Origin of the sequence: Salinicola corii (assembly GCF_008298015.1) — a bacterium.
GTDB lineage: Bacteria > Pseudomonadota > Gammaproteobacteria > Pseudomonadales > Halomonadaceae > Salinicola > Salinicola corii.
The window spans coordinates 217,443-240,015 of sequence record NZ_VTPX01000006.1 but is presented as its reverse complement, the minus strand read 5'-3'; the positions used below and the strand labels follow the sequence as shown (position 1 = coordinate 240,015).

The 22,573-nt window shown below is 57.6% G+C and carries 15 protein-coding genes; 4 read left to right on the top strand and 11 right to left on the bottom strand.

What is annotated here, in order from left to right:
* Positions 1 to 129 precede the first annotated feature (129 nt).
* Positions 130 to 1,047: a LysR family transcriptional regulator gene (locus tag F0A16_RS12670; protein ID WP_149435759.1), complete on the top strand. Its 918-nt coding sequence runs from the start codon at positions 130 to 132 to the stop codon at positions 1,045 to 1,047.
* A 220-nt stretch (positions 1,048 to 1,267) separates the two neighbouring features.
* Entirely contained in the window at positions 1,268 to 2,239 is a 972-nt protein-coding gene (locus tag F0A16_RS12665) for a Bug family tripartite tricarboxylate transporter substrate binding protein (RefSeq protein ID WP_149435758.1), read from the top strand.
* Between the two features lie 49 nt (positions 2,240 to 2,288).
* Here the strand turns inward: F0A16_RS12665 and F0A16_RS12660 are convergent, their stop codons facing one another.
* The 11 genes from F0A16_RS12660 to F0A16_RS12610 form a co-directional block, all read right to left on the bottom strand.
* Positions 2,289 to 3,695, bottom strand: coding sequence for a mannose-1-phosphate guanylyltransferase/mannose-6-phosphate isomerase (locus F0A16_RS12660; RefSeq protein ID WP_149435757.1), 1,407 nt, complete (start codon positions 3,693 to 3,695; stop codon positions 2,289 to 2,291).
* A 49-nt stretch (positions 3,696 to 3,744) separates the two neighbouring features.
* Positions 3,745 to 5,100: a UDP-glucose dehydrogenase family protein gene (locus tag F0A16_RS12655; protein ID WP_149435756.1), complete on the bottom strand. Its 1,356-nt coding sequence runs from the start codon at positions 5,098 to 5,100 to the stop codon at positions 3,745 to 3,747.
* A 91-nt stretch (positions 5,101 to 5,191) separates the two neighbouring features.
* Positions 5,192 to 6,505: an O-antigen ligase family protein gene (locus F0A16_RS12650; RefSeq protein ID WP_239023814.1), complete on the bottom strand. Its 1,314-nt coding sequence runs from the start codon at positions 6,503 to 6,505 to the stop codon at positions 5,192 to 5,194.
* 109 nt (positions 6,506 to 6,614) lie between these two features.
* Positions 6,615 to 7,964, bottom strand: coding sequence for an undecaprenyl-phosphate glucose phosphotransferase (locus F0A16_RS12645; RefSeq protein ID WP_149435755.1), 1,350 nt, complete (start codon positions 7,962 to 7,964; stop codon positions 6,615 to 6,617).
* 142 nt (positions 7,965 to 8,106) lie between these two features.
* On the bottom strand, positions 8,107 to 9,231 hold the full coding sequence (locus F0A16_RS12640) for a glycosyltransferase family 4 protein (protein WP_149435754.1): 1,125 nt from the start codon (positions 9,229 to 9,231) through the stop codon (positions 8,107 to 8,109).
* On the bottom strand, positions 9,228 to 10,418 hold the full coding sequence (locus F0A16_RS12635) for a glycosyltransferase (protein WP_149435753.1): 1,191 nt from the start codon (positions 10,416 to 10,418) through the stop codon (positions 9,228 to 9,230). Before F0A16_RS12635 ends, F0A16_RS12640 begins: the two co-directional genes overlap by 4 nt.
* A 6-nt stretch (positions 10,419 to 10,424) precedes the next feature.
* Positions 10,425 to 11,909 carry a murein biosynthesis integral membrane protein MurJ gene (gene murJ, locus F0A16_RS12630; RefSeq protein WP_149435752.1) on the bottom strand — a complete coding sequence of 495 codons (1,485 nt, stop codon included), beginning with the start codon at positions 11,907 to 11,909 and terminating at the stop codon, positions 10,425 to 10,427.
* A 60-nt stretch (positions 11,910 to 11,969) separates the two neighbouring features.
* Positions 11,970 to 13,136: a glycosyltransferase family 4 protein gene (locus F0A16_RS12625; RefSeq protein ID WP_149435751.1), complete on the bottom strand. Its 1,167-nt coding sequence runs from the start codon at positions 13,134 to 13,136 to the stop codon at positions 11,970 to 11,972.
* Between the two features lie 61 nt (positions 13,137 to 13,197).
* Complete coding sequence (locus F0A16_RS12620) at positions 13,198 to 14,310, bottom strand: glycosyltransferase (protein WP_187776001.1); 1,113 nt, start codon at positions 14,308 to 14,310, stop codon at positions 13,198 to 13,200.
* Between the two features lie 25 nt (positions 14,311 to 14,335).
* Positions 14,336 to 15,715 carry an O-antigen ligase family protein gene (locus tag F0A16_RS12615; RefSeq protein WP_187776000.1) on the bottom strand — a complete coding sequence of 460 codons (1,380 nt, stop codon included), beginning with the start codon at positions 15,713 to 15,715 and terminating at the stop codon, positions 14,336 to 14,338.
* Between the two features lie 148 nt (positions 15,716 to 15,863).
* Positions 15,864 to 16,103, bottom strand: coding sequence for a hypothetical protein (locus F0A16_RS12610; protein WP_149435748.1), 240 nt, complete (start codon positions 16,101 to 16,103; stop codon positions 15,864 to 15,866).
* Positions 16,104 to 16,844: 741 nt separating this feature from the next.
* On the opposite strand from F0A16_RS12610, the gene F0A16_RS12605 reads away from it, so the two are divergent.
* Positions 16,845 to 17,741 carry a flagellin N-terminal helical domain-containing protein gene (locus F0A16_RS12605; protein WP_149435747.1) on the top strand — a complete coding sequence of 299 codons (897 nt, stop codon included), beginning with the start codon at positions 16,845 to 16,847 and terminating at the stop codon, positions 17,739 to 17,741.
* Between the two features lie 163 nt (positions 17,742 to 17,904).
* Entirely contained in the window at positions 17,905 to 22,410 is a 4,506-nt protein-coding gene (locus tag F0A16_RS12600) for an O-linked N-acetylglucosamine transferase family protein (protein ID WP_149435746.1), read from the top strand.
* Positions 22,411 to 22,573: the final 163 nt, after the last annotated feature.

Sequence of the window (22,573 nt, the reverse complement as noted above, 5' to 3'; positions counted from 1 at the left end):
GTCGTTCATTGATAGCGGCAGCGTGACCCAGCCTCGGGGCCGCCACAATTAGGCGATCGTCAAGCTAGGCTTCGTCCATCGCGAACGATAGAGTGGCCGGGTCCTCGTCGCCACACAGATGCCGCCACCATGAAGCGAATCGACTTCACCACGCTCAAGCTGTTCGTCGCCATCGCCGACCTGCGGAGCCTGACCCGCGCCGCCGAGCGCGAGCACCTGGCGCTGGCGGCCGTCAGCAAGCGCATCAGCGATCTCGAGGCGCAGCTCTCGACCACGCTGCTCTATCGACGCCCGCGCGGCGTCGAGCTGACACCCGCCGGGCACGCGCTCCTCCATCACGCCCGCCACATGCTGGATAGCCTCGACCATCTCAACGCCGACCTCAGCGAATACAGCGTGGGGATCCGGGGGCACGTGCGCCTGCACGCCAACACCTCCGCGGTCATCGAGTTCCTGCCCGACGACCTGAGCGATTTCACCTGGCGCTACCCGCAGATCCGCATCGACATGCAGGAGCGCCTGAGTCACGAGATCATCACGGCCGTTCGCGACGGCCTCACCGACATCGGCATCTTCTCCGCGCACATTCCCGCCGAGGGCCTTGCGATCCAGCCCTACCGCCGGGACCGGCTGGTGCTGGTCACCGCGCGGGACCATCCGCTGGCGAGCCGACAACGGCTGGCTTTCGCCGAGACCCTGGATCACGACTTCATCGGACTGGAACAGGACTCGTCGCTCCACGCCCTGCTGCACCAGGATTCTCAGCGGCTGTCACGGCCACTGCGGATGCGCATCCAGGTGCGCAGCTTCGAGGGTATCTGCCGCATGATCGACCGCGGGATGGGGATCGGCATCCTGCCCGCCCGGGCCGTCGCCGCCTATCGGGAGAGCCTCTCCCTGGCGACAGTGCCGCTGGTCGACGAGTGGGCGGAGCGCGAACTGGTCATCGGTGTCCGTGACCTGGAGGCGCTGCCGCTGATCGCCCGCCAGATGGTCGACCACCTGGTCGGCGCGGAGACCCGGGAGCGCGAAGCCGCGGCGACCTGAGCCGCGGCGATCATTGCGACCAAGGTGTAAACCCTTCGAAAAGCGCGAAGCCTCGCTTGCCCAGAAACCAATTTTTCCCCTCTCCGCCGCTCGCTACAGTCCTCTAGCGTCTGCTGTCGCCCCTGCCCGCCCGTTGGCGGAGGACGGCAGCGGGACGGGACTCATCCCTGCCGATCGATCACCAGACGACGATCGATAACAAGATCAAGAGGAACGCGCCATGATCAAACCTCACCTCGGGACGCTCATCCTGGGCGGCCTGCTCTGGAGTGCCGCCAGCACCACCCAGGCGTTCGAACAGACGGGAAAGGTGGATTGCATCGCCCCCGCCAATCCCGGCGGCGGCTGGGATTTCACCTGCCGCTCCGTGGGTCGGGTGCTCGGCGACCTGGACCTGGTGGACGGCAACGTCCAGACCACCAACATGCCAGGAGCCAGTGGCGGTGTCGGCTTCTCTCACGTGGTTCAGAAACGTGCCGGCCAAGAGAACCTGATCGTCGCCGCCAGCACCGTGACCACCACCGGCCTGGCTCGCGGCCAGTTTCCCGGGATGGGCGCCAGCATGGTCAACTGGATCGGGACGCTGGGCGCGGACTACGGGGTCATCGCCGTCGCCGCCGACTCGCCGTATCAGTCGCTCTCCGACGTCATGCAGGCGCTGAAGGAGAACCCCCGGGCACTGACCTTCACCGGCGGCTGGGACCATCTCAAGCTGCTGATGGCGGCCGATGCCGCGGGCGTCGACGACCTGGCGCGCATTCCCTATCTCGGTTACAACGGCGGCGGCGAGGCGGTGACACAGACCCTGGGCGGCCACGTCGATGCCTTCACCGGCGACATTTCGGAAGTGATCAGCTTCATCGAGTCCGGCGACCTGCGCCCCCTGGCGATCCTCTCCGAGGAGCGCCTGCCCGGCAAGCTGCACGAGTGGCCGACGGCGCGCGAGCAGGGAATCGACACCATCGCCCCCAACTGGCGCGGCTTCTACATGCCGGCGGAGGTTTCCGACGACGCCTACGACTGGTGGGTCGACACCATCGATACGCTATACGCCAGCGACGAGTGGAAGAGCGTGATGACGCAGAACGGCCTGATGCCGTTCGAGATGCATGGAGAGGCCTTCACGGCCTTCGTCAACGACCAGATCGCCCAGATCAGCGATATCTCGCGCCAGATCGGTCTGTCCCGGTAACCCGCCTGGCAGCCGCTGTCGTCGTGTCCGGCGACGGCGGCGCCACCGCTCAATCCCGGCGGTAGACGTCGTCGAAGCGCTCGATGTCATCCTCGCCTAGGTAGCTGCCGCTCTGGACTTCGATCAGCTCCAGCTCGATCTTGCCAGGGTTCTCGAGACGATGGACCACGCCCAGCGGGATGTAGGTCGACTGATTCTCCTCCAGCAGGAAGGTCTCCTCGCCCCGCGTCACCCGTGCCGTACCGCGCACCACGATCCAGTGCTCGGCACGATGGAAATGCTTCTGGAGCGACAGCCGGCCGCCCGGCCGCACGCTGATCTGCTTGACCTGGTATCGCTCCGCGGCGTGCACGCCGTCGTAACTGCCCCACGGCCGGTGGACGCGACGGTGCTGATCCCATTCGGTGCGATTCTGGCGCTTGAGCGTCTCGGCAACGCGCTTGACCGCCTGCGAGGCGTCGCGATGCGCCACCATCACGGCATCCGGCGTCTCGACGATCATCAGGTCACTCACGCCGATCGCAGCCACCAGGCGGCTCTCGCTGTGGATCAGGCTCCCGCTCACGCCGTCGACGATCACATCCCCACGCAGCGCGTTGTCGTCCTCGTCCCGGGCGGAGATTTCCCATAGCGACTGCCAGGAGCCGACGTCCGACCAGCCAGCATCCAGCGCGACCACGCTGGCGTCCGGGGCGTCCTCCATCACGGCATAATCGATCGACTCGGCCTCGCAGGCACTGAAGGCCTCCGCTCCCACCCTGAGGAAATCGAGATCGACCTGGCGCGCCTCCCAGGCCGATTTCACAGCCGAGAGCATGGCCGACCGCTGCCGCTCCAGGGCCTGCAGGTAGCGGTCCGCCCGCATCAGGAACATGCCGCTGTTCCAGAGGTAGCGGCCGCTGTCGAGATAGGACTGCGCGGTCTCCGCATCCGGTTTCTCGACGAAGCGCCGGATCGGCACCGCGCTATCGGCGCTCGGAGTCTCCGCGGCTTCGATATAGCCGTAGCCGGTCTCCGCCCGCGTCGGCGACACGCCGAACGTCACCAGCCGGCCCTGCTCCGCCGCCGCCCGCGCCGGCGCTATCGCCTCGATCAGCGCCTTCGGGTCGGCCACCGCGTGATCGGCCGGCAACACCAGCATCAGCGCATTCTCGTCCCGGTCAAAGGCTTGCAACGCCGCCAGGGCAATCGCCGGTGCAGTGTTGCGCAGCGCCGGCTCGAGCAGGATATCGCCGGTCACGCCCGCCTCGCGCAGCTGCTCGGCCACCAGGAAGCGATGGGCATCCTGGCAGACGACGATCGGCGCCGCGGGCGACAGTGAATCGAACCGCGCCAGCGTTTCCACCAGCATGCTGCGACGCCCGCTGATGGGCAGAAACTGTTTGGGGTGACTCGCGCGGGACATCGGCCACAGACGCGTGCCGGCACCGCCGGCCAATACCACGGGTATGAGCATCCTTGTCTCTCCTTCGCGCTCGGTTGTCGGGCTGGGCATGGTCGGGCGCTCAGTGCGCCGGACGGCCGCTGATACGTAGCGAATCGCCGCGGCCCACCGCAAAATAGAGCAGGCCTGCGGCACGAACCTGATCGGGTTCGAACAGGTTGCGACCATCCACGATGACCGGTGTCCGCAGCGTGCGGTGCAGATGGGCGAAATCCACCGTCCGGAAGGATTTCCACTCGGTGCAGATCACCAGCGCATCCGACCCTTGCAGCGCTTCGTCGCGCCCCCCGACCAGCGTCAGGTCGTCGCGCTCGCCGTAAATGCGTCGACACTCTTCCATGGCTTCCGGGTCGTACGCCCGAACCCTGGCGCCAGCGGCCCAGAGCGCTTCCATCAGGTGGCGGCTCGGGGCTTCGCGCATGTCGTCGGTATTGGGTTTGAACGCCAGCCCCCAGACCGCCACCGTCTTGCCGTCCAGTTGGCCATCGAACGCCTGGCCGAGCTTCTCGAACAGGGTCGATTTCTGGCGGTCGTTGACCGCCTCGACGGCATTGAGCAACTGCGGATCGTATCCGATCTGGCTGGCGGTCCGCGCCAGCGCCTGGACGTCCTTCGGAAAGCAGGAGCCGCCATAACCGCAACCAGGGTAGATGAAGTGATAGCCGATTCGCGGGTCGCTCCCGATGCCCCGGCGAACCTGCTCGATATCCGCCCCCAGCCGCTCGGCGAGATTCGCGATCTCGTTCATGAAACTGATCTTGGTCGCCAACATCGCATTGGCGGCATACTTGGTCAGTTCCGCGCTGCGCACGTCCATGAACATCAATTTCTCGACGCGCCGGTTGTAAGGCGCATAGCACTCGCGCATCAGCGCTTTGACCCGCTCCGAATCGGTACCCACGACGATGCGCGCGCCATGGGTGAAATCCTCGATGGCGGCCCCCTCCTTCAGAAACTCCGGGTTCGAACAGACATCGAAGTCGAGCGACACGCCGCGCTCGCCCAAGGCCCCGGCAATGGCCTCGTGAACCCGATCCGCCGTACCGACAGGGACCGTGGACTTGTCGACCACGACCTTGTAGTCCTCCATGTGCTGTCCGATGGTCTTGGCCACCGCCAGCACGTACTGCAAGTCGGCGCTACCGTCCTCATCCGGCGGCGTGCCCACGGCAATGAACTGCAGTGTGCCGAACGCGACCGCTTCCGCGGCATCGGTGGTGAACAGCAGCCGCTGCTGGCCGACGTTCTCGGTAACCAGCGTTTCCAGTCCGGGCTCGTAAATCGGAATTTCGCCCTGCTTGAGTCGGGCGACCTTCTGTGCATCGATATCCATGCACATGACTTCATGGCCGGCATCGGCCAGACAGGCTCCGGTGACCAAGCCGACATATCCGGTACCGAAAATCGTGATTCGCATTGCTATCCCTTCAACCATCGGATGAAAAAAGCGCGAGCCGCGACATCGCGATCCCGTGTGCGTGTCGCGGTCGCCGTCTGGCGATTGTGGTCTATGGTAATCGGTTTTCGACGACGCGGCGCGGATCGGCGGGTGAACGCCAGTAAAGCGTGACCAACCCCGCCACGATCAGATTGTGGACATAGATGCCGGTCCAGAACGAGAGATAGGACTCGAACTGATTGACGATCAGCCAATAGCAGAAGAACGCCACCGCGAACAGCGCCACGTCGTTGGGCATGTCGCCCCGGGACCAGGCTCTCCAGGTGATGGTTCCGACCCATGCCATCAGGCCGATCATGCAGGCGAGCCCCAGAACGCCGTAATTGACCAGCGTCTCCAGCAGGAAATTGTGCAAATGTCCAAAGTGGGTTTTCACATACTCCGGCAACCAGGGCGTGTGCTCGATCACCAGTTCGCGCCCGTTGCTGCCCCATCCGATCCAAGGCCTTTCGCCGATCCACTGGGTGGCCGCGACCCAGGAGTGAACGCGAATGCCGATGCTGGAATAGGGCAACGTATCCAGTCGTCCCGACAGCAACTGCGCGATAATCTGATCTTCCGCCAACACCCGGTCGGTCAGTACATGACCGAATAGCACCGTAACGATCACGGCTGCCAGAAACAGACCGGCGCCGATCCCCACGGTCATCCGGTTGAGCAGGCGGACATGATAGCGTCTTTTGGCGTAAACCCCGACCGCGAGCAAGGCGACGATCGCGGAGACGAACAGCGCCAACCAGACGGCCCGAGTCTGGCCGAACAGGATACCCACCAGCACCATCAGCATCATGCCGGACCAGACGCATGCGCGGCCCCGGCGAAAACCGCCGGACCAGCAGAACCGTCGGGCAAAGATACAGAGCCCGAGCAGCGCGACGCCAAACAGCATCGAGGCGTGCTGGTTATTCTGGATCCCGAACCCGACGCGCTCCCCCTGCAAGCCGATGATCCAAGACTCACGCCCTTCGGGGAGAACGACCGTCGTCAACAGGAAGGCCGCCAGGGCGAGACCCCAGACCCAGAAGACATGGCGCAGGCTCCCTCTCAACCACCAGGCGATGGCAATGAAGATGAACAGCTTCGCCAGCCTCTCCGTATCGGGGTTGGGCCTGGCCCACTGCGGATGATCGGCGATGGCGAGCCACCAGCTGACGATCTGGACCACGCAGATCGCCACCAGCAGGACCAGTGCCACGCTCTTCCGCCGCCAACCGCCGTAAACCAGTAACGCGGCCAGTCCCAGAAACGCCATGTAAGGTTCGATGACGTCCTTCAACGAATGTGCGGCGATCCCGAAGGCGGCATAGACCAGCAGCAGTGAAAAGCCGAACCACCAGACACCCCTAGGGCAGTACCAACCCATGCCTTTCCCTCATGCTTCACACTTGAAAGCGGAAAACGCCGCGTGGGCGGCGTCACAAGTCACCTATCTCGAAACGAACATTCACGGATATCGTGCCAGCCAACCGCCCTCAATAGGCGTGGGGATTCGTGAACCCCCGGAAGAACGTCAGCAGAATGATTCTCAAATCGAGCCACAGAGACCAGTTCTCGATATACCAGAGATCGTACTCGATCCGCTTGTTGAGATCCGTGTCTCCACGCCAGCCGTTGATCTGGGCCCACCCGGTGATGCCGGCCTTGACCATGTGCTTCTGCATGTAGCCCGGTATCTCGTGCTTGAAGCGCTCGACGAAGATCGTGCGCTCCGGTCGCGGGCCGACGATGGACATGTCCCCGCGGAGCACGTTGATGAACTGGGGCAGTTCGTCGAGGCTGGTCCGCCTCAGGAAGGCCCCGAAACGTGTCGTCGCTTTGTTCCTCGCACCGCCCCAATCCACACCGGCCTGCTCGGTATCGACGTGCATGGAGCGGAACTTCAGCATCCAGAACGGTCGGCCGTTCCAACTGACGCGCTCCTGCCGATAGAAGATCGGGCCTTTCGAGCTGACCCGCACCCCCAGTGCCAGAATCAGGAGCAGGGGGGCGATCGCCACCAGAATCAAACTGGACAGCACCACATCCAGGATCCGCTTCTTCATCCGCCGCCACCCGGTCATCGGCGAACAGCACACATCGATGAGATGCTGCCCGGCGATGACCGACGTGCTGTGATTGATCAGGCGCAAATCCGACAGGTTCGGCATCAGGCGAATATTGGCAGTGACCGTATCCAGCGCATCGATGATGCGATGCGCATCATTCCCGCGGGAAAGCGGCAGACACACCCAGACTTCGTCCTCCTCGACCGTGATACGTCGTCCGAACTCATAGTTATCGACAACTCCCTGGTATTTCTTGAGCCGCCGCCCGAGACCGTAATCCAGGACCAGAACGCGAGCGACATCGAATCCCTGCCCCGGATCCCGGCGCAGGGCGTAGAAAGCGTTGCGACACGACAAAGCATCCCCGATCAATAAAACCTTGCGCTGGTTCCGGCCATGCTTGCGCAGGCTCGCGATCAACGGATAAGCGATCCCGCGCGCGCTGGTGGAAAGCGCGAGGGCCAGCAGCATCCATCCCAGCAGCCAGATACGCGAGTAGTCGAACAATTGAAACGCGAACATCACCACGGCAATTGCCGCGCCCCAGGCCAGATAGGCCGCGACGAGCTTCGCGACCATGGCCAGCCAGCGACGCCCCCGCCAGGACCGGTAGAGCCCGAATAGCGGGAACATCCAAAGCTGGATAAGACCGCCCACCAGGAGCGCCCACTGGTATCGCTCGTAATGGACGACCACACTTTCGAATCGCCACGCATAGGCGGCCCACCCGGCCAGCAGCACGGCACAGAAATCTACCCCGCGAGACAGCAGGGCCATCAACCAGTCGTGACCTCGGGGCCGCGACCTCTCCTCTGCAGGCGACATCATCCTCTCCCAATCCTCACGCCTCCGATAAAGACAACGCTCATCGGTCCGTCGCCGCGACTCATGGCCGACAGCCAAACCTCGGCCGCCCAGCCTAGAACCCCCGTTTCATCCTCAAGGCGTCCCACCGCTCCAGAACGAATGCCTCCATTTCCCGATCGAATCGTTCACGCGAAAAACTCTCGGCATGCTGCCGGATTTCGGAGGCGCCGAATGATACCCCTTTTGTCTCGAAATTTTCGACTGCTTCACGGATTGATTCCGGTGTCTGGCGATCGAAGTGGAAGCCCGTCTTACCATTCTGAACGGTTTCCAGCGCGCCACCGCGAGCATAGGCAATCACCGGCGTGCCACAGGCCTGGGCCTCGATCGGCATGATGCCGAAATCCTCTTCGGCGGCGAATACGAAAGCCCTGGCGCGCTGCATGTAGCCACGAAGTTCTGAAAAGGGCTGGTGACCGAGGAAAGTGATATTGGGCGTCAGCATTCGCCGAATCTTGTCCTCCTGGTCGCCCTCCCCGATCACCACGAGCTGGCGATCCGGCATCCGGGAAAAAGCCTCTACCACCAGGTCGATGCGCTTGTAGGGGACCAGGCGTGACGCTGCCAGATAGAAAGACTCCTTCTCGGGCACCAGCGAAAAATCATTGACGGCGACATTCGGATAGATGACATCGGCATCGCGGCCGTAGACCTTGCGGATCCGCCGGCCTATATAGCGGGAGTTGGCGATGAAATGGTCGACGCCATGCGCCGTGCGAACGTCCCAGATGCGAAACCGGTGCAGCAGATAGCGCGCGAGCCACCCTTTCGGACCGCGTCCCATGCCCGACTCGTTCAGATACTGGTGCTGAAAATCCCATGCATAACGAATAGGTGTATGGCAGTAACAGATATGAAGTTGATCCGGCCCCGTAAGAACCCCTTTGGCCACCGCATGCGAGCTCGATATCACGACATCGTATGCGGAGAGATCGAACTGCTCGACGGCCAGGGGCATTAGCGGCAGATACTTTTGATAATGTTTCAGCGCGCCAGGCAATCGGGCGATGAACGACTCCGTCACCCGGGCTTTTTCGAAGCGGGTTCCCTTGAACGCCTCGCGATTGAAGACACAGGTAAAGACATCGGCTTGAGGAAATAGCCCCAGAATGGCTTCCTCGACCTTCTCGGAACCGGCGTACGAGACGAGCCAGTCCGATATCAGCGCAACTTTCATTGGGAACTCTCTTTTTCAGTCATCTCATGCCTGACAAGATCCAGCATGCTGGAAGTCCTGGATTCGTAGGTATATTCGCGGGCCAATCGCTGACGGGCCGCGATACGCTCGTCGCTGTTTCCCTCGAGGGCGCGGTCGACCTGATGTACGAAATCTTCCTCCTCTCCAGCCATGAAGACCATTTCCTGGAACTCGGACAGCGCTTCCAGCCTCGTCGCGACGACCGGCTTTCCTGCAGCCAGGTACTCGAAGAACTTCATCGGGAACATATTGGCAGTGTATTCGTTCAACAGGCTGGGCAGGATCGCCACATCGAATCCCTTGAGTATGCCCGGCAGGTCGGCATAGGCCGCCGGCCCCGGAAAGTGAACGTTGGGAAGCGCTTCGAGGCGGCGGATGTCCGTATAGGGATCGCCCTCCCCGATCTTGCCCACCAGGACGATCTGGTAGTCCGGGCGGGAGAGCGCCAGATGTTCGAGCAACGGGAAATCCACCTTGTAACCACTGATCGCCCCGACGAAACCTATCACCGGGCTGCCGAGGCGCGCCACGACGGGAGAAACGGGCGTCGAGGGCTCGTTAGCCCGGGAGAAGTGACGATAGTCGGCCACGTTGGGGAAGAACCACGTCTTGTCGTTCCACCGCTGCCGGGTCTCGAAGAGCTTGGGCGCCGTGACGAACACCACGTCGGATGCCTCCACCAGTCTCTTCTCGGACTCTTCGAGAATGAGGACCGGCATATCCGGCTGCGCCTTGATCTCGTCGACACAGTGATAGATGAGAAATCGGTATCGGGAAACATCGAGCAGACGCAGCGTCAGCGGATTGTATGTCCAGAGCACGGGGCTCCGAAATCCATGGCATCGCGTCAGGAGACGAATCATCAGTCCCAGAGACAGCCGGTTGATGCGGCGCACGAGAGAAAATCTCTGCAACGGTATGACGATCGGCGACCAGACGATCACGTTCTCCTCGACCTGCCTGGGCCGTGAGAAGAAAGACTTCAACCTGGCGGCGATACGCTTCATGTCGGAGCGATTGAAACTGGGTTGGCGCAATCCCAGCGAATTGATGTAGAACACCCGATGCCCACGCCTGGCCAGTTCTCGAGCGACATGCTGCTTGTTGGTCCAGAACGGATTGTCCCAGTCTGCTGTCGACAACATCACAATGTCGAACTTCTCCATGACCACTCAACTCCTGACTTGACGTTGCCTGATCAGATCGACGATGCACTGACGGAAGGCAGGTATCACTAAGACGATGATCGACCAGTAGATGGCAGCGAACAGCGCGTTGCAAAAAAGGCGCGACAATTCATGGTCGGGGGCCGGAATCCACTGGCCGCACAGGAGATATCCGCAACAGGCGACGGCCAGGATCGGCAAATAACGCAGGATCGATTTCGCGAGACCACAGGCCCAGACCGTACCGAGGAACAGCAGCAGGCCGTACACGGCGTTTCCCAACCCCAGGGTCCAGGCGCCCAGCCATCGGTAGAGCAGCAGATTGGTCATCACGTTGCCGAAAAGCGCAGCCGCCATGATCCACAGGACCTGGCGATTGCGCATTTTGGCGTTGAGCGCCTTGATCAGCACGTAGCCAACCACCTGGGCCCAAAGCCCGATCGCGGCGCCTTGCAGAATGGCCGCCGTGGTCGTGGACGAGACCGCATCGAACGCTCCCCGGGCGTAGACGACATCCACGATCGAAACCGCATTGTCGTAAAGGAACAGGCTGCCGGGCACCGCGACCAGCAACAGCAGCATCGTGACTCGCCGGAGTTGTCGATCCAGTGCCTCTCGCCCCAGCACGCTCCAGCTCGACAGGCCAACGTAGGCGATCGGCATGGCGAGGAGCAGGATGATCGTCTCGGTGACGAAGCGCGAATAGTCGATCGCCGCCACGGCGGTCAGGCTGATCATCGACGCCACGGCCCGCTCCGTCACGATATTGCCCTGAAGCATGACGGGCAGCAGCAAGAGCGGCCTTAGAGTGAGCCAGAACGCCCGCGCGACCTCGCGCAACTCTCCCCGCTGCCACGCCTCCGGCCACCGAAGACTGCGGGTCACGACCGCCCGATACAGGCTCCAGCCGAAGAGCCCCATGTAACTCGCGGTGAACCCCCAGGCCAACCAGCTGACGTGACCGGTGAAATAGGCCAGCAGCACCCCCGCGATCATGCCCAGGTTCTGGACGGAGGGCCGCAGCGCCATGGGCACGAAGTCGTCATGGGCCATCGCCTGGAAGATGAAGATCATGCTCCAGAGATAGAAAGGCACGCCCAACGCCATGACACGCAGCAACTCGACGGCAGTGGTCATGGCGACGGAACCGAGCCCCGGCGCCAGCGTCTCCACCCACAGGGGGGCCAGTACCGCCAACCCGTAGCCGATGGCGACGGACAACAGCGTGAACAACCCGAGAATTTCCCAGAGCAGGACGATCGCCTTGTCGGGGGACTCGACAAGATAACGCTTGTAGAGCGGGATGAACGCGGCATTCAGGCTGTCACTGGTGAAGAAGTTGACAGGGACCAGCGTTCCGGTCTGAGCAACCCGGTAAGCACCGGCCGTCGCGCCGGTTCCGAAACAGGCTGCCGTCAGGACTTCACGAACCGCGCCCAACAGTTTTGAAAGAAGGTTGCCGCTGAAGACTTGAACAATGGCTCTCATCATGCCCAGTACCCCTTCCACCAAGCGCGAACCGACATGTTATAGGTCGACGGAAATTTCATCTTACTCTCGGTTCGCTCTGTTGCGTTTGTCGCAACCAATCTTGCGAAAGAGAGCAATATAGGAATCAGCCACGCTCGACCAAGCGTATTTTTTCGCCGTCGATATTGCCTTTTCCCCCATGCTATTCATAGCAGAGGGATTGTTGATAAAGTGCTTTACTTTTTCAGCTATGTCTTTTGAATCTCGAGTTATTTCAAATCCATTATGACCATCGTGCAAATATTCAGTTATCCCCCCAACAGGGCACATCAAAACCGGCAGGCCACAAGCCATAGATTCAACTCCAACCAACGCCCAAGTCTCATAGAAAGACGGCAGAACAAAGAGGTCACACATATTCAGCAAAGAAGCGACATCCGATCTCTGCCCTAAAAACTTGACTCGATTCTCGACAGCCAGCTTTTCCGCAATTTTTTTGTATTGCTCTATTTTAGACTGCGACCCGCCTCCCACCACAACAAGCTTGACGTGATTCGGCAACAGTGCCAAAGCTTCGATAACAAATTTCAACCCTTTCCTATCAAACTCGTGTCCAACAAAAACCAGACAAAGGTCTTCCAAGCCCAGTCCAAAACTCAGTCTCAGGTTGCAATTATCCTGGGGCGGGCCAGGCCGATAAATATCCAAGTCGATACCGTTGGGTATAACCGCCACTTCACTTTTTATTTTTGGATAAACCTCAAGAAGTTCAAGCTTTTCACGATCGCTGAAGCACACAATGACAGAATGGATATTAAAATAAAAACGAAGCCACTCCCTCAACAGCAAAAACAAATGAAAAGGATTTCTGACAATAATCCTAAACCTATTCTTTGAGCGCCTCAACATGGCCAAGTGGAGACCATGGTTTACGTAGACGTCACCATAAAGAACATCGGCATGGCACAAAACAACAGATTGATCATTTGATTTCAAAAACTGCTTTCTTGCCCGAAACGTACCAAAAACCGTAAATTGAACAACCTCCTTCATCAATTTTATCTTACTAAAAAAAACCGACTTAGCCATTGACTCTTTTTTTACTTTGCCGAGCGTAAACGCCTGAGCCTCCACCCCTTTTCTCTTGAACTGGATATCAAGATTGTAGGCAACACCATTTATTCCTCCACTAGGCCCTATATCCCTGACAATTTGAACGATCGACAACGGCAGCTTAGAAAAACTCATAAATCACCAGTAAAAAGGCAGCGGTCCCACTCCAGAAGATGCACCCAAAACCAACACAGTCTTAACTCGCGTCTTTTAGAACTGATTCATAAATTCTTTCAAGAGTTTTAGACTGACAATTCATTTCAAACCTGTTCTGTATCATGACCTTCGCATTCAGCCCCATGCGGACATTGGTGTCATCGTCCGCGACTAGCTCTAGAAGGTATTTCTTGAGATTCGTAACGGATTTTTCTTCAACGAGAAACCCCGTCTCCCCGTGAACGATCACTTCCGGTATACCACCATGATGGGTGCCGACCAGGGGGATTCCCATTGCTGCCGCCTCGAGCAGCACCATTCCGAGACCTTCCATGTCTCCGGTTGCCGCCTGGACACTGGGCAAGGCAAGGACCGAGGCACCGGTCAATCTCGTGAGAACGGTCTCGTGTGGAAGCGAACCCAGGAAATTGACCTTCCCGTTCAACGTCAAGGAGTCGACGAGATCCTTGAGCTCCTTCTCCAAAGGACCCTCTCCGATGATTTCCAGTTCGCAATCCGGCATTTCCCGAAGCAGCTCCTTGAATGCCAGAATGAGGTAACGCGTGCCCTTCTTCTCCACCAGTCTTGCGACATGAACTATCTTTTTGGTCCCGCCGACGGGCAACCTGGGAGGTATCAGGGCCGAGTCAATCCCCGTGTAGTGGACGAACGTCCTCTCCTCGGGAAAGCCCAGCGCCAGCACACGCTCTCGGATGTAGGACGAAACGCAGAGAAAGACGTCGCCACCCCGAGCCAGCTGCTTTCGAAACAGCAGATAGTGATACCACGCGGGAGAACCCGACGTCAGGAGCCCTTTCCGGTTGGTCGTGGCATCAAACCCATGAAACGTGGTGACCAGCGGCACGCCAAGCCTTCTAGCCAATGGTAGCGCGTAGACGGCATCCACGCCGAAGTGGGCATGAATGATGTCGACCGGACCATCCCTCAGCAGCCGAACGTATTCCCCCGGATAGCGAGTCAGTGCATTGACCGTTTGATGCCCCCGCGCGACGGTTCCCTGCGAGCGATCCAGTGATAGATACCTTGCACCCTCCGGCGCTCTACCCAACAGCTTCCTGCCGATATAAACCGGTTCGAAATGAGTTAACGCCTGTGCCTGCTGAGTTATGAAAGGTTCGGAAAATTTAAACAATTGATTCCGAAATATACCCACTCGCTTAAGCTGCACTAGCGCGCTTCCTTTCTGATAGATTGTCGATCCCGGCAATGATGAAAGCCAGTAGCGTCACCTGATGAGCATCGCCCAGGAGCCCGGTGTTATCCCCCATGCCATGCGCGGTCAACCAGACCCATGCTCCCGTCAACGCCAGCGCCATCCTGAGGCCATGTTCTCTTTCACGATTTTTGCCGATCGCTGAAAGCGAGATCCCGCTCCAATGCCATAACAACAGAACCGCAAAAACAACCGACAGCGCCCCGCTTTGGCTCCAGAGATAGATAAAGGTATTATGCGGAGGAAAGCCATCGCGCAACTCGATCCCCTCCTCGCGCAGTCTTTTGACGTAACCGGAAAACCCCTGCTGCCACCCCCCGTACCCTTGACCCATGAGAGGTTTTTCTTCGAACGCCTCCAAGCCGTATTGCCATATCAGCAGTCGGCTGTTCATCGAATCCTCGGCATTATCCAATGTCTCGCGCGGGCTCGGTTCATCCGGAGGCGGCGGAGACGCGGAGGGTAACGTAGGAGCTTGGCCCGTCTCCTGACTCGTAATCTTGTCGACGAACTGTTGTGGAATCGGGCTGTAGAACAACATCATCATCGAAGCCACCATCACTCCCAGCACCAGAGCCATTCTGGCGGCCAAAATGTTTTTTAGGACGAAAGCGACTACCAGATAGACGATGGTCAGGCCGATCAAGATAACCGTCGCCGTTTTCGATCCCGTCGAAAAAACGGCAACAAGCAATACAAGGCTGATGCCCCAAGCCAGCCGAGGACGCCTGATACAAGCCAACGCACAGAGGGAGAGCATACCCAGGTAGCAACTGGCCACGTTAGCGTTGACAAATATCCCACCGGCTTTTACTGGATCGAGAGCATTGTTCCGGATACTGCCATCGGCCAACCCATGCTGGACGTTGGGATTGATAAAAATCCCACTCCACTCGGATATCAAAAACGCGTTCTCTAATTCCGGAAAAGCTCTACAAATGATAACAAAGGTCGCCAAAAGAAAGCTTCCGAAAATAAAAGCCCACATAGTCGGCTGCTTCTTGAGCTTTCTCCAGTCGCAAAGCTTTGTCGCTGAAAAAACGACGATGAAGACAGCCTCATAGATAATGACCTTTATCCCTAATGCTCTATCGACCGACCAGACAAGAGAAAGGCACTGCGTCATTACCAGCCCTACTAGCAGTAAAACCGCTCTATCTTTGGCCAGGGCCTTCATATGGAGTATTAACTCGGGGAATAACAGCGCCACCGAGACCAGAGCCAAAGGAAGCCACATCCCCATGGCCTCAATGATGAAAACCTGGGGCAATGATAACAGTAACACCAGCCCCAGCCGGCTCTCGAGGCTAATCAAGGATATCATGAGCGGAATCCTTTCCACTGCGAAATTGAATTGATGGTAAAAGCGTTCCACCAAACTTTTGACAGCCGCCGCTCGCACCATGCAGAGACAAGCAAACTCATGTCAAAGAAATAACCGATTCAAACCATTGTATTCCAAACATTAGGCTTCACGATATTTTCTTATACTCCACCAGCGTGCTCAACATTTCATGTACACAGCGTTGACTTAGCGCATACTCTCTCATCAATCCTTGCAAGCGATCTTCGAAATCCGAACGTTTATGATCCTCGGAGGCCTGTTCGGAGCGTCGGGAGCCACCATCCAATTCACGAAGTGCTTGGGCAAAAGCATCATCGAGTTCACGAAACTTACGAAGTTTCTCACGTTCATTCATCGTACGCGACATAGTTAATTATCAAAAAATCCTATAAATAAACATATCATAGGCAACGCCGCCTTCTGGTCAGCGTAAAAAAGTATCTATTTGCCGACAGGAAATTCAGCGTTTTGCCATTGACACGGACGGACCCAGTCTATCGAAAGATGCTCGAGAAATCACCATGTCCGCATGTGGTGCGGCCAAGGCCCGCGAAAAGTCCGCGAGCGAAGGCACAACCAAACCGACATTGGTGGACGATAGTCCCCTGTGATGATCCAGTTTAGCGTCGTCACGGATAGCTCTTACCGTAACACCGGAACGTCCATGGCAGCCCCGCGGACGTGTCCGCCTCTCTATCGCCGACCAAAAAGCGTTGGGGAAATATCACGTGGTCGCACTGGATCGGCATCTAGCCAATGATCTGGCCGCCACGCCCACAGCCCACCCGCTTGCTCTACTAGTACGACCTACGCAGCCACTTAGGCAACCATAAGTAACATAAAGAAGTATTTTGTTTCTCTAGCTTTTGCCATCAGATTCCCCATATTCACCCATTCCCCGCAACCACACGGCTCTGCATGGTGACGTTTCGACCAGACGCCGAATGACGTGCATCAAAAATTTCTCAAACAGGGCTAAAGCGACATCGGGTAGCGCCGATAACTGGGTCAACGGCCACGGGGCCGTTGCAGCAGGATCCGGCACCATCTGCCATCGCGCAGCGGATCAGGCCCAAATTGCCCTCTAAAGCGAGAAAGGAATACGACCATGGCAGTTATCAATACCAACATCACTTCCCTGATCGGTCAGAACAACCTGAACAAGTCTCAGGGCCAGCTTCAGACCGCGATGGAGCGTCTTTCCTCCGGCCTGCGCATCAACAGCGCCAAGGACGATGCTGCCGGCCAGGCCATCGCCAACCGCATGACCTCCACCGTCACCGGCCTGACCCAGGCCAGCCGTAACACCAACGACGGCATCTCTCTGGCCCAGACTGCCGAAGGCTCACTGGATCAGATCAACGACAACCTGCAGCGCATCCGTGAACTGACCGTAAAGGCTCAGAACGGTACTAACAGCGCCCAGGACATCGACTCCATCCAGAAGGAAGTCAACCAGCGCCTGGAGGAGATCAACCGCGTTACGACCCAGACGTCCTTCAACGGGACCAACGTGTTCAAGACCAGCGCCAGCGACTCTTCCTTCAGCATCCAGGTCGGTGCCAAAGACGGCGAGACCATCAACATCACCATCGGCGGCGCAAGCGCTTCCGGCACCTCCAGCACCGGCAACAGCGGCTGGAACATGTACACGAGCACCGCTACTGCAGCCGCAGCATCTGTCAACGGCGAGGCTCGCGCGGTCAGCACCAACGGCTTCGACGTGCTCGCCAGCAGTGCACTGTCCATTCTGGACAACAAGCTCAACAACGTCGACAACGAGCGCAGCAACCTCGGTGCGGTCCAGAACCGTTTCGAGACCGCCATCGACAACATCACCACGACCTCGACCAACCTGTCTGCCGCACGTTCGCGCATCGAAGACGCCGACTATGCGGTCGAAGTCTCCAACATGACACGCGCCAACATCCTGCAGCAGGCCGGCACCTCGGTCCTGGCCCAGGCCAACCAGTCTCCGCAGAGCGTTCTGTCACTGCTCCAGTAAGCACGCCCAGGCGGTAAACGAGGCCGGCAATATGCCGGCCTTTTTACGTTTCGGTTCGCGACGATAAAAGGCGTGGAGTGACATCACTTCGTCGCTTCGAATCTCTCCGAGTGTGGGAAGCTGATCCAATCCTCGTCAGCACCAGACCGGAATACGGATTCTTATGAGCCAGAGTCTTCAAGCCCCCGCCTCTCGTCAGAAACAGTTCATGGACCTCTATCGGCAGGGCAAGCACAAACTCGCCATGACAGATGCCGAGAAACTGGTCCAGAACTATCCCGAGGATGCTTTCGCCTGGAAAGCATTGGGCAACTGTCAGTTGCAGATTGCCCCCGATGAGGCCAAAGAGACACTGGAGAGGGCTTATTCGCTCGATCCCGATGATCCTTTAACGCTGACGGCACTGGCACGAGCCTGTTTCATGGCGGGAGAGAAGCAGCGGGCCCAGGCATTGCAAGCCCGCAGTATCGAGCTCGATTCCGGCAACGCCCAAGCCCATTTCAACATGGGTCATATGCTCTACCAGATGGGATCCTATTCGGAGGCGGAAAAGTCCCTGTCGAAAGCCGAGGAGCTAGGCCACTCTCCCGCAGAAGTCCTGGCCATGCGCAGTGTGATCCTCTCGCTCCATTTCAAGTTCAAGGAAGGGCTGGAGGCACTGAATCGTCTTTATGCATTGAGGCCTGAGGATCCTACAGTGCATAACACGCTCGGTAACTACCACAAGGATATGGCGGATTTCAGAAAGGCCGAGTGGCACTATCGAGAAGCCCTGCGCTTGAGACCGGACTATTCGGGTGCCTACTCCAACGAGATCCTGACCAAGCACTATGATCCGGAAGCTTCGGCAGAGAGCATCCTTCAGAAGTCGAAAAAGTGGAGCACGCGTTTCAAGCCGCCCCAGACTTTTGATCACGGTGAGAAGGATACGTCCCCCAATCGCCGATTACGGGTGGGCCTGCTGTCCGGAAACCTGCGTGCCCATCCGGTCGGCTGGATGATCAGTAGCGCCCTCGAGCAGCTCCCGGACGATATCGAACTCCATGCCTATTCCGATACAGACGCCGGAGACAATGATCCTATTGCCGAACGTATCAAGAAGGCCTGCGAGTGGAAGCCCGTCTATCACTTGAATCATCGCCAACTCGCCGAGAGAATCTTCGAAGACGATATCGACATTCTGATCGAGCTCGCCGGACATGGCGGTCTCAACCGATTGCCGACCGTCGACACGAAGCCAGCCCCCATCATTGTCAAATGGGTCGGCATGCAGATCAGCAGCATGGGCATTGATGCGTTCGACTACTTCCTGAGTGACAGTCATGAAACCCCGGCAGGCGTCGACCACCTCTATACCGAAAAGCTCATTCGCCTGCCGGACGACTATATCTGTTATCAGCCACCGAGCTACAAGCCGGCCATTACCGCACTACCCTCGCTCAGCAATGGCTACATCACCTTCGGCTGCTTCAACAATCCCGCCAAGGTCAACGACACCCTGCTGGCCGAGTGGGCAACTCTCCTGCAACAGCTGCCGGATAGCCGCCTATTCCTAAAAGGTGGTCAGTACAGCAGCGACGAGGTGTGCGAGCGCGTGCTCACGACGCTGGAAAAACACGGCGTCGAGCGGTCGAGAGTCCTGCTGGAGGGCCCGTCGCAACACAAGGAGCTACTGGAGAGCTACAACCGTGTCGATATCGCGCTGGACACCTGGCCGTACTCCGGCGGCCTGACCACATGCGAAGCCCTGCTGATGGGCGTTCCCGTGGTTACCCACACCGGCCCCACTTTCGCCGGCCGCCATAGCGCGACCCATCTGTGCAACGCCGGCATGCCGGAATTGGTGACGGACAACTGGGACGACTACCGCAAGCGTGTTCTCGACCTCGCTTCGGACCTGCCGAGTCTGGCGGTGATTCGAGCGGCGCTCCGCACCTATCTCGAGCAGTCGCCCATCTGCGACGCACCAAAATTTGGTCGCCACCTCCATAGAACTTTGCGGGGCATCTGGCAACGCTACTGTGAAGACAAGGCACCGGCAGCCCTGACTTTCAACAAAGGCGGCCAAGCCTGGTTTGAAGATGAATCCGAGCCCTTGAGGCTGCCCGCATCGCTTCTCAAAGAGTTCGATTGGGATCTGGATAGCGCGATCACGATTTTGGATAACGGCTGCAATATCGCAAAACGCAGCGACATCAAGGAATTACTTGGTACTGGCCATGTAGCACTGCTGGTCTTTGATCCCGCCTGTGGACTCGACAATGCGAGTGAGCTATCTCAGTATGGTGAACTCCAGCACTTGCCTCAGGCCACCCTTGGCGATGGGCACCCCACCCCCGTGATACTCGACGGTGCGGGGGGAGAACCTGCAACCCTGGAGCCCTTGAAAAGCACTGATACCGTCAGTCTTGAGACATTCGATATTGCCAGCGTTTCCTTGGACAGCATCGAAGGGTTGGAAAGCATCGATTTGCTGGCGCTGGATGATCGACATGACAGTCTAAAAATCCTTGAGCATGGCACTCAGGCACTAGCAGATGCTCTTGTCCTACAGGTCCAGATAAGATTCAATCCAATTTATAAAAAGCAGACAGAATTAGGTGATCTGACTCGATGGGCCAACGCGAACGGATTCCAATTCTACCGTTTTTATTCAGCTTCATACGCTGTCAGTGAGCAGGACAAATCATCGATCCCGGATTTTCGGGCGTCCCAGTTGACCAGCGCTGATGCACTACTAATTCCAAGCGACTCTCGTCTATCCACCTTAACCGAGACACAAAAAACGAAGCTGGCATTTCTTACCTATCGTTTTTATGGAATTGAAGATTTCAAGGCCTCGTTGTCGTCATTCAATGACAACAGCAACGAGGACGATGATCGTGGGGCGTTGGCAGATACCGAGAAAAGAGCTTCTCTCGCGCCCATCAATATTTTCTCGTTAATAAGCGAAGAAGCCCCTCTGGATCAACAAAAGGGCTCTTTCGTAGTCGACTTGACAAACAACCTAAATCGATTCGACGCAAGCGTTATCGATGATTTGATTGAAAAATGCAAAAGCCTGCTTGAGTGGCAAAAAGGCAATAATGCTGCATTTTTTATTCTCACCCATGCGTTGCTGGAGAGAAAAACCAGTATCAGCGACAGAGAAAGGGCAACATCCCTAGAAAATCGTCTTGCAAGAGTAAATTGGACGCACAAGCGTTCACTCTATGATTATTGGTTATCCCAGGAAAGTGTGCGAAGCCATCGAGAACGATTCGACATAGCAGCTATTGTTATAGCGAACCGGTTCAAACCGGAAATCGTACAAAACATTTCAAAGCTTCGCGAGGACGGAGGCAACAGCCTTCAGATCATTTTTGTCAACAATGGTTGCCCAGACGAGGAATTCAGAGAAATAGAGCCTTGGGTCGATACTTGGCTAAAAACAGCTGGAAACGCAGGTGCTTATCTAGCGCGCAACATTGGCGCGCTGTACAGCGATGCACCTATCCTTCTCTTTGTCGATGATGATGGTATTCCTGAACCGGATTTCATTGGCAGCCACATAAGAGCCCATGAAAAATGGGATATCGTCTCACTGCGAGGCGTTTATCGTCAGCGATCAGACTCGACCACTCCCAGTCACTATTATCCTTCCGATAAGCCATACCCGGCTCCCCCGGAGCTGGAAGGTAATGCTTCATTCCTGGCAAAAGCATTCTTCGAAGTGGGGGGATGGGGAGACTATATACTGTTCGGTCATGGTGGCGTGGACATCTCATATAAACTGACTCAAGCAGGATACCCTGCCCGCAAACAGGTTTATGATCCTGGTCCGGTGTTGATTCACGAATATCTTCGTGGTCAGGACCATGCTAGAGAAAAGCTCCGCAAGCAGGCGGACTCATGGATATTGTTGAATTCTTTACACTCGCAGATCGCAAAACACTTTTCTCTTCTCCAGGAGGCCAAGAGCCAAGGAATCATCAATCGGGACTCTGCTACTCGCAAATCACACGGAGAGGACGCTCATACTTCTCCGAAAATTGATAGCGATATTTCAAAACAACAGAATGATAGCAGGAGGGAACTGATTGAACCCAAGGTTACCTTACCTCCAGAAGTAGAAAACTACATTACCGACATATACCAGAAAAGCTCTGTCATCCTTGAGTACGGAAGCGGCGGCTCCACGATTATCGCTGCTAAAATGCCCAACAAGCACATCACGTCAGTAGAGAACGATGCCGCTTGGGCTCGTAACATGAACCTCTATATCGAATCAGCCGATCTCTTGTCGCGTCCAAGTATCATGCATATCGATGTCGGCGAGACTGGTCTTTGGGCAAAACCCAAAAATGATGCAAAATGGCGCAATTTCCATCGATATCCCACTCAGGCATGGAATCAGGATGACTTCGTGCACCCGGATGTTGTTCTGATCGACGGCAGATTTCGGCGGGCGTGCTTTATAACGACTTTCTTGATGATCGAGAAGCCAACCATTGTGCTTTTCGATGACTATACAGATCGGCACTATTACCACGAGATCGAAAGATTGGCAGAGCCAACCGAGACCGTGGGCAGGATGGCACGCTTTGATCTCGAGCCTAACTCGCTGCCAAGAAAACACTTGGCATGGATTCTGGATAATTACAACAAAGTTGCATATGGGGCATCGTAGTAACGATAAAATTATTTCTGGCGGGACCAACTGCATTGAATTCCGACGAACCAAGGCCGGCTCCGTAAAGCCGGCCGGGGGGTCTGCGTGTTGACGAAAATATCCACGCTCATCCGTAAGCCGTTGAACTCTTCGTCAAAATGATAATTTGCAGTTTCAATCG

Excerpts from the sequence above, each read along its gene's own strand:
- F0A16_RS12615 (WP_187776000.1), bottom strand. The coding sequence starts at position 15,715 with ATGATATCCTTGATTAGCCTCGAGAGCCGGCTGGGGCTGGTGTTACTG.
- F0A16_RS12665 (WP_149435758.1), top strand. The coding sequence starts at position 1,268 with ATGATCAAACCTCACCTCGGGACGCTCATCCTGGGCGGCCTGCTCTGG.
- F0A16_RS12635 (WP_149435753.1), bottom strand. The coding sequence starts at position 10,418 with ATGGAGAAGTTCGACATTGTGATGTTGTCGACAGCAGACTGGGACAAT.
- F0A16_RS12670 (WP_149435759.1), top strand. The coding sequence starts at position 130 with ATGAAGCGAATCGACTTCACCACGCTCAAGCTGTTCGTCGCCATCGCC.
- F0A16_RS12640 (WP_149435754.1), bottom strand. The coding sequence starts at position 9,231 with ATGAAAGTTGCGCTGATATCGGACTGGCTCGTCTCGTACGCCGGTTCC.
- F0A16_RS12605 (WP_149435747.1), top strand. The coding sequence starts at position 16,845 with ATGGCAGTTATCAATACCAACATCACTTCCCTGATCGGTCAGAACAAC.
- F0A16_RS12655 (WP_149435756.1), bottom strand. The coding sequence starts at position 5,100 with ATGCGAATCACGATTTTCGGTACCGGATATGTCGGCTTGGTCACCGGA.
- F0A16_RS12645 (WP_149435755.1), bottom strand. The coding sequence starts at position 7,964 with ATGGCCCTGCTGTCTCGCGGGGTAGATTTCTGTGCCGTGCTGCTGGCC.
- murJ (WP_149435752.1), bottom strand. The coding sequence starts at position 11,909 with ATGATGAGAGCCATTGTTCAAGTCTTCAGCGGCAACCTTCTTTCAAAA.
- F0A16_RS12610 (WP_149435748.1), bottom strand. The coding sequence starts at position 16,103 with ATGTCGCGTACGATGAATGAACGTGAGAAACTTCGTAAGTTTCGTGAA.
- F0A16_RS12660 (WP_149435757.1), bottom strand. The coding sequence starts at position 3,695 with ATGCTCATACCCGTGGTATTGGCCGGCGGTGCCGGCACGCGTCTGTGG.
- F0A16_RS12625 (WP_149435751.1), bottom strand. The coding sequence starts at position 13,136 with ATGAGTTTTTCTAAGCTGCCGTTGTCGATCGTTCAAATTGTCAGGGAT.
- F0A16_RS12600 (WP_149435746.1), top strand. The coding sequence starts at position 17,905 with ATGAGCCAGAGTCTTCAAGCCCCCGCCTCTCGTCAGAAACAGTTCATG.
- F0A16_RS12650 (WP_239023814.1), bottom strand. The coding sequence starts at position 6,505 with ATGGGTTGGTACTGCCCTAGGGGTGTCTGGTGGTTCGGCTTTTCACTG.